Here is a 16,989-nt window from a genome sequence, read left to right as displayed (position 1 = left end):
GGGTGATGGCAGCGAAGTACATCGCGATAGCGCGGGAAATTAAAAAACGGATCATGAGTCGGCAGTATCCCGCTTCTGAGCCATTGCCCGACCAGTTTGCGCTGGCGGCAGAGTTTGGCACCAGCCGTATGACCATTCAGCAGGCAATGCGTCAACTGATTGTTGAAGGGCTAGTGTATACCCGCAAGGGGCAGGGGACGTTTGTGCGCAAAAACTTCCTGCAACTCTCGCAGTGGGATGTTCACGGCAGCGATTACGCTGGCGCGACCGAAACCTGGGAGCATTTGGGCACGGTGGCAAGCCAGGTGGTGCGCTTTGAGCTGCGTTTTCCGACCGAAAAAGAGCAATCTTCGCTGCTGATTAACGCCGATGCGCCGGTTTACGATTTTGTTCGTCTGCGTTTGCTGAATGGCGAGCCGCTGTCGCTAGACAGCACCGTTATGCCGGTATCGCTGGTTCCTGGGCTAAGCAAAGAGCATCTTGAAAGCTCAGTGTTTCGCTACGTGCAGGATAATTTAGGGCTGAAAATGATGGGGTCATACCGCGTAGTACGCGCGCTGAAACCCAACGAACTTGACCGCCAGCATCTTCATTGTGAAATCAGCGATCCGATTCTGGAAGTGGAGCAGGTTATCTACCTGGATGATGGCACACCGCTGGAGTACGCGCATTGCCACTATCGTTACGATCATGGCGGGATCGTGATTGTGAACAACGGATAAACATTGTGCAGGTATTCCTTGTCAGGCCTACACAAAATGGTGGCGTACAAACCCACGTAGGCCTGATAAGCGCAGCGCCATCAGGCTTTGTGCCTGAATGCCGGATGGCGGCGTAACGCCTTATCCGGCCTACTCAAAATGGTGGCGTACAAACCTGCGTAGGCCTGATAAGCGCAGCGCCATCAGGCTTTGTGCCTGAATGCCGGATGGCGGCGTAAACGCCTTATCCGGCCTACAAACCCGCGCCATCAGGCGATTTCTACAGATGAATCGATAAAAAAAGGGCGGGTGATAAACACCCGCCCTTTTTATCATCTATCGTGAGATCAGTTCAGACGAATCGGCATACCGGAACGGTTTTTAACCGCCTGGTCAACAATGCTCTGGTCAACGTCAGACTGGTTGGTTACCGCCTGTACGGACTTGTTCAGCACGACAGGAACCATTTCGCCGCCTTCAAACTGCGCTTCGGTCGTTGACAGTGGGTTGTGAACTTCGATAAAGCGGCTGCCATCTGGCTCGGTGGTCGCTTTCACTGGCTCATCAATAAACTGTACGCGAGTACCGACAGGCACGTTCTGGAACAGGAATTTGATGTCTTCGTTACGCAGACGCACACAGCCGTGGCTTACGCGCAGGCCAACGCCGAAGTTCGCGTTAGTGCCGTGAATGGCGTACAGACGGCCAATGTACAGCGCGTACAGACCCATCGGGTTATCCGGGCCTGCTGGAACAACGGCCGGCAGCGGGTTGCCTGCGGCGGCGTATTCAGCGTGCATTTTGGCGGTCGGCGTCCAGGTTGGGCCAGCCTTCTTACGTTCTACCTTAGTCGTCCAGTTGATTGGCGTATCTTTGCCGAGCTGGCCGATACCGATTGGCAGCACGATAACGGTGTTAGTGCCTTTCGGGTAATAGTACAGACGCATTTCAGCGCTGTTGATGATGATGCCTTCATGCACGGTATCCGGCAGGATCAACTGCTGTGGGATATTCAGCACTGTGCCGCCTTTCGGCAGGAAGGTGTCCACCCCAGGGTTGGCTTCCAGCATGTTGGAAAGCCCCATCTGGTACTGCGCAGCGAAATATTCCAGCGGCTGAGTGTTGCCTTCTGGAATCGTAATAACCTGGTTCTGGCCGATGACACGGCTACCATCCGTCGGCAGCGGATACGTCACGGCCGAGGCGGACTTGCAGAAACCTACGACAGCGAGCGCCGCAGCGAAAAGCGTTGTTAATTTCATGTTCATGTTGTGAGAGGTATCAGTGCCATTACGGCGGTTGTTTGAGAATTCAGTCTGTTGGTAGAAGCGCATTATATGTGCATTCGTGGTCACAGGGAATTCGGATGTGTACGAAATCACATTTTTTTCACTTGAGTTACAGTTTAGTCTCCGGCAAAGGCGGGCGCTTTTTATTCGTACTTGTGGCATAATAGGCGGTTTGTCACATTCTTCAGGATACTCCCGTGTTAGTTACCAGCAACGTCACCATGCAGTTCGGCAGTAAGCCGCTGTTCGAAAACATCTCCGTCAAATTTGGCGGCGGCAACCGTTACGGCCTGATTGGCGCAAACGGGAGCGGCAAATCGACCTTTATGAAAATCCTCGGCGGCGACTTAGAACCGACGCTGGGCAACGTTTCCCTCGACCCTAACGAACGCATCGGTAAGCTGCGTCAGGATCAGTTCGCCTTTGAAGAGTTCAGCGTGCTGGATACCGTTATCATGGGCCACGGCGAACTGTGGGAAGTAAAACAAGAGCGCGACCGTATTTACGCGTTGCCGGAAATGAGCGAAGAAGACGGCTATAAAGTGGCTGATCTCGAAGTGCTGTACGGCGAAATGGACGGTTACTCCGCTGAAGCGCGCGCCGGTGAACTGCTGCTGGGCGTGGGGATCCCGCTGGAACAGCATTACGGCCCAATGAGCGAAGTCGCGCCAGGTTGGAAACTGCGTGTGCTGTTGGCACAGGCGCTGTTCTCTAACCCAGACATTCTGCTGCTCGACGAACCAACCAACAACCTGGACATCGACACCATTCGTTGGCTGGAGCAGGTGCTGAACGAGCGTGACAGCACCATGATTATTATTTCGCACGACCGTCACTTCCTGAACATGGTCTGTACCCACATGGCGGATCTCGACTACGGTGAACTGCGTGTTTACGCTGGTAACTACGACGAGTACATGACCGCTGCAACTCAGGCGCGTGAACGTCTGCTGGCCGATAACGCCAAGAAAAAAGCGCAGATTGCTGACCTGCAATCCTTTGTTAGCCGCTTTAGCGCCAACGCTTCTAAATCTCGTCAGGCGACTTCGCGCGCGCGTCAGATTGACAAAATCAAACTTGATGAAGTGAAGGCTTCCAGCCGCCAGAACCCGTTCATTCGTTTCGAACAGGACAAGAAACTGTTCCGTAACGCGCTGGAAGTGGAAGCGCTCAGCAAAGGCTTCGATAACGGCCCGCTGTTTAAAAACGTCAACCTGCTGCTGGAAGTCGGTGAAAAACTGGCGATCCTTGGCACCAACGGCGTGGGTAAATCCACGCTGATGAAAACCCTGGTTGGCGATTTAACGCCAGATAGCGGTACGGTGAAATGGTCTGAAAATGCGCAGATTGGCTATTACGCGCAGGATCACGAATTTGAGTTTGAAAATGACCTGACCGTTTTTGAATGGATGAGCCAGTGGAAACAAGAAGGCGATGACGAGCAGGCGGTGCGCAGCATTCTGGGTCGTCTGCTGTTCAGCCAGGATGATATCAAGAAGCCTGCTAAAGTGCTGTCTGGTGGTGAGAAAGGCCGTATGCTGTTCGGTAAGCTGATGATGGAAAAACCGAACGTTCTGGTCATGGATGAACCAACCAACCACCTGGATATGGAATCCATTGAGTCGCTGAACATGGCGCTGGAAATGTATCCGGGCACGCTGATCTTCGTTTCCCACGACCGTGAGTTTGTTAGCTCGCTGGCAACCCGTGTGATTGAAATTACGCCAGAACGCGTGATTGACTTCACCGGTAACTACGAAGATTACCTGCGCAGCAAAGGTATCGAAGGCTAAGCCGTGTTGCCGGGTAGCGCGATGCTGACCCGGCTTACGGTCTGATGGATAAGCCCGGTCAGCATTACGCCACCGGGCTATTTTTTACCGAACCCACTCACTCCCGTCTTTGTCGTTAATCAGCAGCTTACGTTTTTCGCCTTCCGGTAATGTCACCTTCAGCGCTTTCCACGCTGGGCGATAGTCGCCACGTGCGTTGACTTTCAGGTTAATGGCTTCACCGGTGCAAACCATCTCCCACTCAACCCACAGCGCGTTACCGTTCTGATAACCCCAGCTTTCGCCGTCATCTTCAAACAGCAGGCCTTTTGTGCTGCCCACACCTTTTAGCGGGAACAGTTTCAGCTCGCGTGACGTGTCTTCGGCTGCGTTAACGTAGGTGATTCGCTCGCTCAGTGGTAAACCCGCACCGGCGCGTACCAGCAGCGGCAGTTTCTCCAGCGGTGCGTCAAGGGTCACCCACTGGCCGCCGCTAAACCATGTGCCGTTGTAGAAATCGTACCAGCCGCTTTCGTTATCCGGCAGCCATACGCGACGCTGGCGTTCGCCTTGCTCCACAACGCTTGCGACCAGCAGATCGCGGCCTAGCAGGAAATCATCGCACTCTTCAAAGGTCTGCTCATCGTGCTCGTGGTCGAGGAACGTTGGGCGCAGCATCGGCTCGTCGTCGGCGTGTGCTTGCCACAGCAGAGTGTAGAGATACGGCAACAGGCGGTAGCGCAGTTCAATGGCGCTGCGAATCGCTGGGGTGACGCCCGGATACATCCACGGTTCGTTGACCGTGTGGTCATCGTTCCATGAGTGAATGGTAAAGCGTGGGTGCATCACGCCGTTTTGTACCCAACGCACAAACAGTTCTGGGTCTGGCTTATCGCCGGAGAAACCGCCGACGTCATGGCCCAGGTTGTACAGCCCCGAAAGGCTCATCCCCAGCCCCATGCGGATGTTGTAGCGCAGGGTATCCCAGTTGGTACGGTTATCACCGCTCCAGGTTTGCACGTAGCGCTGCATCCCCGCGCAGCCAGAACGGGAAATCAGATACGGGCGTTTGTTCGGGGCGAAGCGCTGTTGCGCTTCCAGCGAGGCGCGAATCATCAGCAGCGGCATTACCGGGCGAATGTGTTTAATCGCAATTTCCTGACCAAAGCCGTGACAGCGCGCTTCACCATCCCACACTTCAAATTCGTTGTTATCGTTCCAGGTGGAATCAATCCCCATTTCCAGCAGTTGGGTTGTGACGCCTTCCTGCCACCAGGCCACGGTCTGTGGGTTGGTGAAATCAAGGTGTGAACCTTCGTCATCCCAGAAGCTAGAGCGTTCTGGCTCATCGCTTTGTGAGTCGCGAATAAACAGCGCCTTTTCCGCGACTTCGTTATAGCGTGGGTGATCCTGCAACAAACACGGCTTGATGTTTGCCGCCAGATGCAGACCGGCATCGTGGAACGCCTGGCTCATCACCTTCGGCTGTGGCACTTTGTCGTAGTTCCAGTTGAACACGTAGCGCTTGCCGTTAATCGAGGTATAGCCGGATGAAAGCTGGAATGAGTCGCATGGAATAGCGTGCTCATCACACAGGCGAATAAAGTTCATCAGCTGGTTTTGCGCGTCCGGCGCGTCGGTGTAATGCATGGTGGAACCGCTGTAACCGAGGCTCCATTTTGGCCCGAACAGGGTTTTACCGGTCAGACGCACAAAGGATTTGGTGACATCGAGCACGCGCTCGCCGGTAAACAGGTAATAGTCGATATCACCCGCTTCTGCCTGCCAGCGGCGATACGCAGTGTGGTAGTTATCGATCTCGTTACCCAGATCCAGCCAGCAACTGCTGAGGTTATCGTAAAACAGACCAAAGCTAACGTCGTCGCGACGAGTAATGGTAAACGGAATGTGCTTGTACAGCGGGTCGGTGCTGGTGGCGTTATAGCCCATCGCATCGAGGTTACGCATTTCGTAACGCTTGCCGGTGCGTTGCAGGTCACCGGCTTTATCCCCCAGGCCATAAAAGCGCTCATCTTTGCGGCGGCTTTGGTAGTGCGCGACACCGTCGCCGTGCGCGTTAACCAAATAGGCGCTGGTTGGGCGGTCGTTAACCAGCGGCTGCCATTCACCTGCTGCGTTGCGATAGTGCCACTCAATCCACAGCGGCTGGTGGACGGTTGCCCGTAATGACTCAGTCGCGACGACTACCGTGTCGTCCTGCTGGTTTAACGTCCATGCGGGCAGGGTAAAACCGCTGAGATCTTCACGGTCGCGGCCTTCCCACGGCACATCCTGCGCCGGAGCAATGCTCCAGGTGCGGTTCAGCGCCAGTTCGCCTTTGCGTTTCAACAACACGCGGAACAGGTTTTCTTCCAACACGTACAGGCACAGCGTGTGCTGGTTATCAACCAGCAGCTCGACGTGATGGGCAGACTGTTTTTGCAGGGTCCAGTTTTTCAGCGTTTTCATTTTTTACATCCACTCTCAGGCGCGTTTTGCGCGACGTTCAGCAATAAAAGTAACCAGGAAGAATGCGCCAATCAGGTCAAAGAAACCCATGGCGATAAACAGTGGGTTAAAGCCGATTTTGTCCGCAGTAACCCCGATAATCAGGGAGAAAAGGAAGCTCGCGATCCACGCGGCAGAACCGCGCATACCGTTGACGGTAGCCATCTGGCCTTTGTCGAATGACTCCACCACCAGGGCGCTCAACATGCAGGAGATTATCTGGTGACCAAAGCCGCCGATGGAGATTAAGGCGATAGCGACATACGGGTTATTGGTAAAGGCCATGACTGCCAACGACACCATCAGGAACGCACCGCTAACCGATGACGCCACCACCGAGTTGACGCGGCTCAGGCCGAACAGACGGGTATAAAGTTTGGTTAAATAACCACTGGCAATACTGCCGAGGTCGGCGGCGAGGAATGGTAGCCAGGCGAACAGCGCAATTTGTTTTAAATCCATGCCATAGGCTTTGGAAAGGTACAGCGGTACCCAGAAGCTCATCACCGCCCATGCTGGCTCCGCCATAAATGCCGGGATAGCGATACCGTAGAAGCGTTTGTTTTTACCTACCGTTTTCAGTGCGGTCAGGAACGGCATTTTGACCGGCGGTGCTTCGTTATCCTGGCGGATAAAGTCCAGCTCGCTTTTGCTCAGGTTCGGGTGTTTTTCTGGGTTGTGATAGAACGCCCACCACAGCACCACCCACAGCATGGCCAGGATGCCGGTAAACATAAATGCCCCCTGCCAGCCGAATGAGGCATGGGCGAAATAGATAATTGGCGGAGCCAGCATGGCGCCGACCGAGAAGCCAACGCCAGCCCAACCGGCGGCAATAGGGCGCTCTGATTTCGGGAACCACTCACCGATGGTTTTTGCGTTAGCCGGGGTAGCCGCCGCTTCTGCGCCGCCCATAAAAAAGCGCAGCAGCGCCAGATGCACCCAGTTACCCGCACCGGCGTGCAGCAAGCAGGCCAACGCCCACAGCCCGGCGCAAATCATAAAGCCGAGTTTGAGGCCGATGACGTCAATCAGCCATCCGCACAGCGGCTGGAAGAGGGTATAGGCAAGCTGGAATGCGCCGACAATCCAGGAGTACTGTTCAGTCGTGACGCCCAGGCTGCTTTTCAGTTCTGGGGCAAGAATGCCCAGCGAGTTACGTGTGATGTAGTTGACGGTAACACCGAGTAAAAAAAGCACCAGCATCCACCAGCGCAAGTTTTTGACAATGCGGCGAGGTTTGCTGACGGCCATATCGTTATTGATATCCTGGCTCATAGGTTCTCCACAGGATGGTATAGAGGGATTGTGTGGCAGCTTCGTGGGGGAGTTGTCACACCACTTTTATTAACCTTTTGATAGTTATTATTTTATTTTTCACTCACTCCCATTATTCTTGTATGGAAGTTGTTCTACCAATTCACAATAAGAGAGCAGAAAACCTATTAAAAGTAGGTTTTGTGCACGTTTTTTCATGAATGGCTGATATACATTACGGATAGGGAGTTAACGTCAGACAACACACGGTTTTTGTGTCATGAAAATTCTTTCATTTCTGAATTAGAGCCGGATCACAAAATGGAAAAGAAGCTAAAAATCGCCGATATCGCCACGCGTACTGGGCTGTCTGCCAGCACCGTTTCACGGGTGTTGGCGGGTAAAGCCAACACCAGCGCGCGGGCGCGAGAACAGGTGCTAGCCTGTGCACGGGAATTAGGGGTGATGGATGGCATGGCGGCTGGGCGTATGCTGCTCAATAACCTGATTATTTTTGCTCCGCCGCGCGCCTTTGATGAACGTTCAGATATCTTTTACTACCGTGTGATTCAAAGCATCAGCAAGGCGCTGTCGCCGCATGAAGTCCGGCTGCGCTATTGTGCGCTGGATGAAAACGACAGTGACCCGGCGCTGTTTCTGGCGCGGATGAATGAGCCAGATAGCCAGGCGGCGATTTTGCTCGGCATTGACGATCCGCATATTCACGATCTGGCGGCAGATCTCGGTAAACCGTGTGTGTTGATCAACTGCCGTGACGATCGTATGCGGTTACCGGCAATCGCCCCAGATCACCGAATGATCGGCGCATTTGCCGCGCGTTATCTGTTCGAAATGGGTCATCGGGAAGTGATGAACGTAATGTGTCTGCGCCGCTACACCATGGAACAGCGGCTGGCGGGGATTGAGGAGTCGTGGCGTCAGCATAATCTGACGTTTAAGCACGAGCGTGATTTGCTCAATATCAGCAGCTTCAGCGCCAAAGAGGCGGAGGAAAAAGTGGGCGCGTGGCTGGATGCCGACAACGGTCGAACTCTGCCTACCGCGTTTTTGGTCGGCGGCGACTTTATGGCGGCGGGAACCGTTAATGCGTTGATCCGCCGTGGTCTACGCGTCCCGCAAGATGTCTCGGTGATGAGTATTGACGGTTTTAACCTCGCGGCAATTGAAGATGTGCCGCTGACCGCAGTGCATGTTCCGCGTGATGAGCTGGGTAGCGAGGCGGTGCAAATGCTGCAACAGCGGCTGATTCGCCCCGATGGGCCTGTCGGTTCACTGCTGCTGCATGGGCGCCTGGCGGTGCGGGAATCGGTACGGCGGGTGCGCCCCGGCAAGGGGCACTCCGCCGTAGAACGCGAAGGGCTATACGACAATCAGGCGTCGATCCCCAGTGCGCGCTTACCGTGAATATTCAGGTCGGCGAGGGTAAAACGCCCTTGCCAGTCCGCCTCATAATCTTCGCGCGGGAAATCTCCCGGTGAGGTTCCTTTTTCCAGCGCCGCCTTCACTTTGTGCGCATACGCCAGGTTCTTCTCACACATCGGAGCCGCAGGGATATACATTACGTTCCCCCATCCCTGCTGGTTTTCCACCGGCGCGACGGAGTGAATCACGTCACAATGCCACCACACCGAGTCCCCGGCCTCCACCGCCGGAATCGAGGTTAACGCGCGCATCAGCAGCGGATGCCATTTCTCGGAAATCGGCAGTACTTTGCCTGGCGCCACACCGCAGAGTTCATCATCCGGCACATCATCGAGCAGCGGGCGCAACAGCACGTAGGCCATTGCTTCTGGAATAGGCACGACGTGCAACAAGCCCTGGTCGGCTATCATGTCCGATAGCGCCGTCCAGCCCTGGAAGGTGCGGAATACCGAGCATTTGGTGGTGTTATCGACGCTGTATTCTTCCACTTCGGTGCGGTGGGCCGCATCCCACGGGTCATACTGCTCAACGTTGCCGTTAAAGACGTTGGCGAAAACCTGCTGATAAGCGGGCAGCAGCCAGCGTTCCAGCGCGCCGGAATCGGTGTGCGCCCCTAGCCCTTTGGACGTGGTTCCCGGCGGGCGACGGCGAATACGGTCAGGGTAGATAACGCTAATATCTGGATTGAACCACTGCTTGCCACCGCTCTCTACTCGCCACAGACGGTTGAGGAACGACTGCGCTTGCGCCATTTCCGGGCTTTGGCGCGCTTGCATTTGCGCCTGTGACCAGTAGATAGGGTAAATTTCCGGGCGCGACGCCTCCAGCGAACCGAAGAAGGTGTCACCAGGGCCTTTGTAGACGTCGTCGAAATGGTTGAGGTCGAGGTAGTCGAGCATGGATTTATCCCACGCCAGCGCTTGCTCGCGCGGGAAGTGGCCCTGAATGACCGCACAGCCCCGACGTTTTACCGCCTCACGTGTGGCATCGCTAACCTGGCCTGCCGCGATGTCGGCAAATGGAATAACCGGCCAGACCGGCTGGCCCTGCGCTTTAAGGGCGTCAATTTCTGCCACTCTGGCTTCAATGATCGCGCTCAAACGGTCGAACACTGCCTGCACGTCGCCTAATTGTGTGCGTAAAGCGTGTTTCATCTGGCGGATTGCCGCGTTGGGATTGGCGGGCAGCGTTGGGTGGGTAAAGGTAATCGTCATATCAACCTCGCAATTTTCATTCTTTCATTCGAAAGTAGAATGCATTACAGATGATAATGTAAGTTAAAATAAAGTTAATGCAAGTTTAAAATGTTGATGTTTTTCAGACGGGGGAAAAGGTAGGCCGGATAAGGCAACGCAGCTATCCGGCTTTATGTCAGAAGGGAGCGATGCCATCCAGCACGGCCTGAATCACATTCAGCGCGCCATCGTGGTTATTATCATCGGTGTGGTAATCGGCAATTGCTTTAATGCTGTCGGCGGCATTGCCCATCGCAAAAGCGTATTTCACCAGTTTGAGCATTTCGGCATCATTGCCGCTGTCGCCAATCGCCACGCACTGCTGCGGGGAGAGCTGCCAGCGTTTTAATAACCGGCTGATACCGTTGGCTTTGTGCAGGCCGGGGATGATTAAATCAACAAAGCCAAAACCGCTGGTTACCGGCTTCATGATGCCGTCGAGCGAGACATGCAGTTTATCAACCAGCGCCGGGATTTCGCTGTCCGGCAGGTTTAACGAGAATTTAAACAGCTTGTCGTTAATCTCGCTGTAGTCTGCGACTCGTTGCAGGCGGTAATAATGTTTCGCCATCAGCGAGACAAATTCATCTGGCGCACTGTCGCTGATATAGGCGCTTTCCAGGCCACAGGCGACAAAATTGAGATGAGAGTCTTTCAGCAGTTCGCCAATCACAATTTGTGACTCATGGCGGGTGAGTTCGCCGTGGAAAAGCTCCTGCCCGTGCTCATACACCAGCGCGCCGTTTTCGGCGACGTAAGAGATGCGGTCGCGAATCTCCGGGAAGAAGGTAATCAACTGATAATATTGGTTGCCGCTGGCGACGACGAATTCAATGCCACGTTGTTGAAGCTGTTCAAACTGCGCCAGAAACCGTGAACGGTCGTAGGTTTTGGCGTCATTAAGAAAAGTTCCGTCCATATCAGTGACGATAACTTTAACAGTCATACAAGATGCTCCTGGTGTTACTCCGGCTAGAAACAATTTAATTACAATGTGAGCTAAAGCACAAATTTATTTCGTTCGAAAGAGGGATGTGAGTGCTGAACCCTTACCCCGGCCCTCTCCCTGAAAGGGCAAGGGAGAAAACCCGCGCACTGATTACTGCTAATGAGAATGCACTCACCGTTCTGGAAACAACGCTATCTCTTGAACGTTAGGCTTACGGTCGGGCAATTGATACTCGTGCTCTGAGAATTCAAAAAATCAGAGCAATTAACGTCCTATATTACCCTACGACGTGTATGTATATATTATGAGTGAATAATCACAGTTCAAATGCCCCTGCCCGTATTAGGGAGTTGTTTTTATTGGTTAGTCATAAATATGCTGGCATTGACATTTTAAATAATCTTAAATTTTTACTTTTCTCGCGGCAATTATTGTTATTACGTAAACAATAACAACAACAATTCCTACGATGGGCATAGAATCGTTTGGATCTTCAATATATTGCACGACGAATACCGATATGATAATTATTATTAATATTGGCACATAAGACAAAAGGAAAAGGACACATTCCATTCTTAACATTCTTTTTAAGAATTCTTTCATTATTTCACCATTCTTGATATAGCATCAGCAATCTCAGAATCACTTGAAGTGGTTTTATTTATATGTCTGCTCCAACTTTAGTGAAAGTATTCGATCAGTTTCAATTCGATTGATGATGTAACTTTTATGGTACATATAATATCCTTACTTGGTTGTTAATAAGTGTTTATATTCCATGTGGATAAAAAGATTGTGACGGTTGTCATAGTTTTATTAGTATGTCGTCAAACCATAAAAAATATTCCATCTATATATAAATATAAAATAGAAAACCATAATTAATTGGTTACATGAATGATTATTGTGCACAGAACGGTGTCACTGGATTAAATGGGGATTTAAATTTTAAATTTATAGTTTCACTATCGATAGATTTATCGCAGCGCATACCGTAACCAAAGAGAGCGGAAAGCAACGAACGTTACTCATTCACTCAGTTTCGTTCGCCAGTTTTTTATCTATGTGGATGAAGAATGTGAGGTAGTCATTAGAAGTGAAGCGATTTGCAATAGTTGATTCTGAAAGCAGACAAGCGTATTCGATGATGGCCTATTGATGGTTTTTCTCATGAAAGCGAAAGCACTCATTATAAATCAACATGTTTTTTCTTTAGTTTTCTCATGGTTAATTCAATTTTTGGCAGCCCTCTCCGAGGAGAGGGCTAGGGGGAAGGGAAAATCCGAATTACAACGAATGCTCAGTACGGGCAATAATATCGTCCTGCGCATCCGGCGACAGCGCGGTAAAGAAGGCGGAATAACCGGCCACTCGCACCACCAAATCGCGATACTGATCTGGGTGCTTTTTCGCTTCCAGCAGCGTCTCGCGCGATACAATGTTGTACTGAATATGCCAGCCTTTATGCACCTCGAAGAAGGTACGCAGCAGCGCCATTAGCTTCTGTTTATCGCTGTCGTTTTCCAGCGTTGACGGGTTCAGTTTCTGGTTTAACAGCACGCCGCCGAGAATCGCTGATGTTGGCAGTTTACCCACCGAGCTAATCACCGCTGTTGGCCCCAAATGGTCAGTGCCGGACGCTGGGCTTGCGCCTTCAGCCAGCGGTGTTTTGGCCTTACGACCATCCGGGGTCGCCATAGTTTGCGCGCCAAACGGCACGTTGGCTGAAATGGACGATGTCCCGGCGTAATAGTTGCCGCCAATCGGGCCACGACCGTAACGCGGGTTGTGATACTGCTTCAACTCATCAATATACGTTTGGTACGCGCGCGCCAGCAGTGTATCGACGCTATCATCATCGTTGCCGTATTTCGGCGCGCCGTTAATCAGACGCTGGCGCAATTGCTCGTGAGTCAGGCCGTCGAAGTCTTCCGCCAGCGCTTTTGCCAGCTCCTGCTGCCCAATAACGCCCTGATCAAACACCAGTCTCTTCACCGCCGCCAGGCTGTTACCGAGGTTGGCGATACCTACCTGTAGGCCGGAAACCCAGTCATATTTCGCGCCACCTTGCTTAATGCTTTTTGCGCGCTCAATACAGTCATCAACCAGCGCCGAGCACAGAATATCGTGCACGTTTTCTTCCAGCATGGTGTCCACGACATACTCAATTTCAATCGATTTACGCGTGTAATAGCGAATTTGCCTATCCCAGTCGGCGAGCATTTGCTCAAAGTTCGCGAAGTTACCCTGCGACAGCGCGTGCTCTTGCGGTAAAAAGACCTTGCCGCTGGTGGCATCGCGCCCGCCTTCCATCGCCGCCAGCATCACACGGGCGAAGTTGATAAAACTCATGCCAGTGCAGCGGTAGCCCCACTTGCCACCGACGGCGGTTTCGATACAGCCGATAGCCGCGTAATCGTAGGCATCCTGCGGCTCAACGCCGAGTTTGATAAATTCGGGAATAACGATTTCATCGTTGTTAAACGCAGGCATCCCGAAGCCACAGCGGATGACTTGCACGCAAGCGTCGAGGAAGTCGTTGCTCATACTGGCGTGGTAACGCACGCTGAGGTTTGGCTGCGTGGAACGCAGACGACCACAAGACTCAAGAATGGCATACGAGAGCGGGTTAACCGCGTCCTGCGCTTCGCCGTTAACCAGCTTCTGCCCGCCGATGGTCACGTTTTGGTACAGCGGGCTACCGGCAGAGGCTTTGGAGTGCGAGCCAGAGCGAATTTTGTTCACTTCCAGCAGCTTCAGCCAGCAGCTATGCAGCAGCTCAATGGCGTGTTCGCGCTCCAGCGTTTGTTCCAGTTCAACGTCTCGACGGTAGTACGGATAAAGATATTGGTCCATACGGGCAAACGACACCGAGTGACCGTTAGACTCAATTTGCAAAATCAACTGGATGAAGTAGCACAGTTGCAGCGCCTGCCAGAAGGTCTGTGGCGGCTGGTGGGCAATAACATCGCAGTTTTCCGCCATCGTCAGCAGCTCATTGCGGCGGCTTTCACGGATCTCTTCCTTGGCCATGTTGCGCGCCAGCTCAGCGAAACGCTTGATGTGCAGACTCACGGCATCCAGCACAATATCAATCGCTTTCAGGAACTGCTCGCCGTGCAGGTCATCCAGTACGGTCAGGTTGATACGGCTACGGCGTTCAGCGACTTTGGCGCGCATCCCGTCGAGGCCTTTTTCCAGCAGCAGCGGGAAATTCACCGCCAGGTGCGCATCACCAGAGGTCATATTGCCTTCGGCTTTGATAATTCCGGTGGCCAGCAGCGCTTTTTGCTCGTCGGTAAACATGCCGTAGCAGCGATCCTGTACGGTTTGACCGCGCCACCACGGGCACACATCATGCAGCACGCGTTTGTTCTCTTCGCTGACCGCAAAGCCCGCGCCTGGACGATCCGCCAGGTCGTCGATCTCTTTCTCAATCCAACTAACGGTATATTCGGGGAAAATAGGCGCGGCGCGTACTTCACTCGCCTGGTTGCCGATAATCAGCTCATCGTGTTTTATCCAGATGGTGCGTTCCGCCAGATGATGCGCCAGCGCCAGCGCGCGGCGTACCGGAATCGGTTTATCGAGATGCTGTTGATACGCCTCGGTATAGTGGCGCGCGCGCTCGGTACACACCGGCGGCTTAACGATATGCACCAGCGCATTTTTGTGGGCTTTGATACGGTCGGTTAATTTATCGAGAGTCAGCGTGGTCATGTTTTTATCCTCGTAGTGTCGCTGTTAACCCTTTTTCAGCCGCATAGCGCAGGGCAAAATCCAGCAGCTCCGGGTCATTCAGCGGCGTGTCGGGTGCAAAGTAGGGAAGGCCGAGCAGGGCATATTTATTGATACCCAGCGTGTGGTAAGGCAAAAAATGGATATCGCGCACGACGTGCATGTCGGCGGCAAAATCGGTAATCGCTTGAATAGCGTTTTTATCAGCGTTAAAGCCCTGAATCAGCGGCACGCGCAGGGTTATCTCTTTTCCGGCGGCCGCCAGCCGTTTCAGGTTGTCGAGCACGCGCCTGGCGGAGCCATCAGTCCACTGCTTGAATCGGGTTTCATCGACATGTTTTAGGTCGGCCAGGAACAGGTCGATATAGGGCAACGCCGGTTCAAGGTAGCGCCACGGCACGTGCAGACAGGTTTCTACCGCTGTATGAATCCCTTGCTGATGAGCCTCTTTCAGCAACGTTAAGGCTAAATCTGGGTTCATAAACGGCTCGCCGCCGGACAGCGTCATGCCGCCGCCGCTGCGATCGTAAAACGGTTTGTCGCGCAACACGGTCGCCATAATATCAGCGGCGCTTTTTGCTTCGCCGCAGACGGTTAACGCCTGAGTGGGGCAGCATTCCGTCAGCGCGGCAAGGTGGTCGTCATTCAGCTTTTCCCGATGGATAACCAGCCCATTAAGCGCGCGCTCAATGACCGCAGGCGCGGCTTTTTGGCACAGATCGCAGCCGTCGAGACACAGACGTGGGTCGTAGAGCAGGTCTTGTGCGCGGGAGCGGCTTTCTGGGTTCTGGCACCAGCGGCAGCCGAGTGAGCATCCCTTAAGGAATACGACGGTGCGGATACCAGGGCCATCATGGGTGGAATAGCGCTGAATGTTGAAAATCATAGCGAGCCCTCTTGTTTCGTATAAAGATTAAAATACTTTCGAATGAAATTTATCTTGATGTGCGTCAACTAAAAAAGAGGTTTTGTCGTGGTAGTGTTATTCCATGCTGAATATCACGGTTTAAGGAAACATCATGGAACTCTATCTCGACACGTCTGACGTTGTTGCCGTAAAAAAACTGGCGCGAGTTTTCCCGCTCGCGGGCGTGACCACCAACCCAAGTATTGTGGCGGCGGGTAAAAAGCCACTGGATGTGCTGCTGCCAGAGCTGTTGGAGGCGATGGGTGGTAAAGGGCGCTTATTTGCACAAGTGATGGCAACGACTGCCGATGGCATGGTGGCGGACGCACACAAGCTGCGGGCGATTATCCCGGATCTGGTGGTGAAAGTGCCGGTGACGGCGGAAGGTCTGGCGGCAATCAAGCTGCTGAAAGAAGAAGGGAGCCCGACGTTGGGAACGGCGGTATACGGTGCGGCGCAGGGGCTGCTTTCGGCGCTGGCCGGGGCGGAATATGTGGCGCCGTATGTCAACCGTATGGATGCGCAGGGCGGTAATGGTATTCAAACCGTGTGTGAATTGCAGGACTTGCTGACGCTACATGCACCGCAGTCTAAAGTGCTGGCGGCAAGTTTTAAAACGCCGCGCCAGGCGCTGGATTGTCTGCTGGCTGGCTGCCAGTCCATCACGCTGCCGCTGGACGTTGCCCAACAGTTAATCAGCTATCCGGCGGTGGATGCGGCGGTGGCGAAGTTTGAACACGACTGGCAAACAGCGTTTGGGCGTACTTCGCTGTAAGCCCGCTATGCCGGATGGCGATGCTCTCGCATCTTATCCGGCCTACAAACCCGAACAATGTTGAGTGTTGGTGCACAAACACGTAGGCCTGATAAGCGCAGCGCCATCAGGCAGAACGGAGCAGATGGCCGGATGGCGGCGCAAATGCCTTATCCGGCCTACGAACCCGAACCATGTTGAGTGTTGGTGCACAAACCCGTAGGCCTGATAAGCGCAGCGCCATCAGGCAGGGCGATGCAGATTGCCGGATGGCGGCGCAAACGCCTTATCCGGCCTACAAACCCGAACCATGTTGAGTGTTGGTGTAAAAACCCGTAGGCCTGATAAGCGCAGCGCCATCAGGCAGAACAGAGCGGATTGCCGGATGGCGGCGCAAACGCCTTATCCGGCCTACAAACCCGAACCATGTTGA

11 protein-coding genes are annotated in these 16,989 nt (G+C 53.4%); 4 read left to right on the top strand and 7 right to left on the bottom strand.

What is annotated here, in order from left to right:
* The first annotated feature begins 5 nt into the window (after window positions 1-5).
* Window positions 6-722 (top strand): GntR family transcriptional regulator, encoded by a 717-nt coding sequence (locus AC6I4B_RS15515; RefSeq protein WP_497766355.1) that lies wholly within the window; start codon window positions 6-8, stop codon window positions 720-722.
* A 326-nt stretch (window positions 723-1,048) separates the two neighbouring features.
* Here AC6I4B_RS15515 and ldtB read toward each other — a convergent pair whose 3' ends face one another.
* Window positions 1,049-1,969: a L,D-transpeptidase gene (gene ldtB / locus AC6I4B_RS15510; protein WP_497766353.1), complete on the bottom strand. Its 921-nt coding sequence runs from the start codon at window positions 1,967-1,969 to the stop codon at window positions 1,049-1,051.
* Window positions 1,970-2,187: 218 nt separating this feature from the next.
* Here ldtB and AC6I4B_RS15505 point away from each other — a divergent pair, with 218 nt between their 5' ends.
* Window positions 2,188-3,783, top strand: a complete 1,596-nt coding sequence (locus AC6I4B_RS15505; protein ID WP_497766352.1) for an ABC-F family ATPase — start codon at window positions 2,188-2,190, stop codon at window positions 3,781-3,783.
* 84 nt (window positions 3,784-3,867) lie between these two features.
* On the opposite strand, the gene AC6I4B_RS15500 is transcribed toward AC6I4B_RS15505, so the two are convergent.
* Together AC6I4B_RS15500 and AC6I4B_RS15495 are read right to left on the bottom strand one after the other, a co-directional pair.
* On the bottom strand, window positions 3,868-6,231 hold the full coding sequence (locus AC6I4B_RS15500; protein ID WP_497766350.1) for a glycoside hydrolase family 31 protein: 2,364 nt from the start codon (window positions 6,229-6,231) through the stop codon (window positions 3,868-3,870).
* A gap of 15 nt (window positions 6,232-6,246) precedes the next feature.
* Window positions 6,247-7,548, bottom strand: a complete 1,302-nt coding sequence (locus AC6I4B_RS15495; protein ID WP_497766349.1) for an MFS transporter — start codon at window positions 7,546-7,548, stop codon at window positions 6,247-6,249.
* A gap of 300 nt (window positions 7,549-7,848) precedes the next feature.
* Here AC6I4B_RS15495 and AC6I4B_RS15490 point away from each other — a divergent pair, with 300 nt between their 5' ends.
* On the top strand, window positions 7,849-8,952 hold the full coding sequence (locus AC6I4B_RS15490; RefSeq protein WP_497766347.1) for a LacI family DNA-binding transcriptional regulator: 1,104 nt from the start codon (window positions 7,849-7,851) through the stop codon (window positions 8,950-8,952).
* Here the strand turns inward: AC6I4B_RS15490 and AC6I4B_RS15485 are convergent.
* The 4 genes from AC6I4B_RS15485 to AC6I4B_RS15470 form a co-directional block, all read right to left on the bottom strand.
* Window positions 8,919-10,184 carry a DUF1479 domain-containing protein gene (locus AC6I4B_RS15485; RefSeq protein WP_497766346.1) on the bottom strand — a complete coding sequence of 422 codons (1,266 nt, stop codon included), beginning with the start codon at window positions 10,182-10,184 and terminating at the stop codon, window positions 8,919-8,921. The two genes, AC6I4B_RS15490 and AC6I4B_RS15485, sit on opposite strands and share 34 nt — an antisense overlap.
* Before the next feature lie 157 nt (window positions 10,185-10,341).
* The gene (locus AC6I4B_RS15480; protein WP_497766344.1) at window positions 10,342-11,151 is read right to left on the bottom strand and encodes a Cof-type HAD-IIB family hydrolase; all 810 of its coding nucleotides are present in this window, start codon (window positions 11,149-11,151) and stop codon (window positions 10,342-10,344) included.
* 1,293 nt (window positions 11,152-12,444) lie between these two features.
* A complete protein-coding gene (locus tag AC6I4B_RS15475) occupies window positions 12,445-14,877 on the bottom strand; it encodes a formate C-acetyltransferase/glycerol dehydratase family glycyl radical enzyme (RefSeq protein WP_497766342.1) in 2,433 nt (810 codons plus the stop codon).
* Window positions 14,878-14,881: 4 nt separating this feature from the next.
* Window positions 14,882-15,781 carry a glycyl-radical enzyme activating protein gene (locus AC6I4B_RS15470; protein ID WP_497766341.1) on the bottom strand — a complete coding sequence of 300 codons (900 nt, stop codon included), beginning with the start codon at window positions 15,779-15,781 and terminating at the stop codon, window positions 14,882-14,884.
* Window positions 15,782-15,914: 133 nt separating this feature from the next.
* Here AC6I4B_RS15470 and fsa point away from each other — a divergent pair, with 133 nt between their 5' ends.
* Window positions 15,915-16,577 carry a fructose-6-phosphate aldolase gene (fsa, locus tag AC6I4B_RS15465; RefSeq protein ID WP_497766339.1) on the top strand — a complete coding sequence of 221 codons (663 nt, stop codon included), beginning with the start codon at window positions 15,915-15,917 and terminating at the stop codon, window positions 16,575-16,577.
* Window positions 16,578-16,989 lie beyond the last annotated feature (412 nt).

The organism is Kluyvera fluvialis (genome assembly GCF_059725275.1).
The sequence above is the reverse complement of the archived record's forward strand: the minus strand, read 5'-3'. Positions and strand labels throughout refer to the sequence as shown.

Bases quoted from the DNA above. Each gene is read 5' to 3' on its own strand.
- AC6I4B_RS15515 (WP_497766355.1), top strand. From the start codon at position 6: ATGGCAGCGAAGTACATCGCGATAGCGCGGGAAATTAAAAAACGGATC.
- ldtB (WP_497766353.1), bottom strand. From the start codon at position 1,969: ATGAACATGAAATTAACAACGCTTTTCGCTGCGGCGCTCGCTGTCGTA.
- AC6I4B_RS15500 (WP_497766350.1), bottom strand. From the start codon at position 6,231: ATGAAAACGCTGAAAAACTGGACCCTGCAAAAACAGTCTGCCCATCAC.
- AC6I4B_RS15495 (WP_497766349.1), bottom strand. From the start codon at position 7,548: ATGAGCCAGGATATCAATAACGATATGGCCGTCAGCAAACCTCGCCGC.
- AC6I4B_RS15490 (WP_497766347.1), top strand. From the start codon at position 7,849: ATGGAAAAGAAGCTAAAAATCGCCGATATCGCCACGCGTACTGGGCTG.
- AC6I4B_RS15485 (WP_497766346.1), bottom strand. From the start codon at position 10,184: ATGACGATTACCTTTACCCACCCAACGCTGCCCGCCAATCCCAACGCG.
- AC6I4B_RS15480 (WP_497766344.1), bottom strand. From the start codon at position 11,151: ATGACTGTTAAAGTTATCGTCACTGATATGGACGGAACTTTTCTTAAT.
- AC6I4B_RS15475 (WP_497766342.1), bottom strand. From the start codon at position 14,877: ATGACCACGCTGACTCTCGATAAATTAACCGACCGTATCAAAGCCCAC.
- AC6I4B_RS15470 (WP_497766341.1), bottom strand. From the start codon at position 15,781: ATGATTTTCAACATTCAGCGCTATTCCACCCATGATGGCCCTGGTATC.
- fsa (WP_497766339.1), top strand. From the start codon at position 15,915: ATGGAACTCTATCTCGACACGTCTGACGTTGTTGCCGTAAAAAAACTG.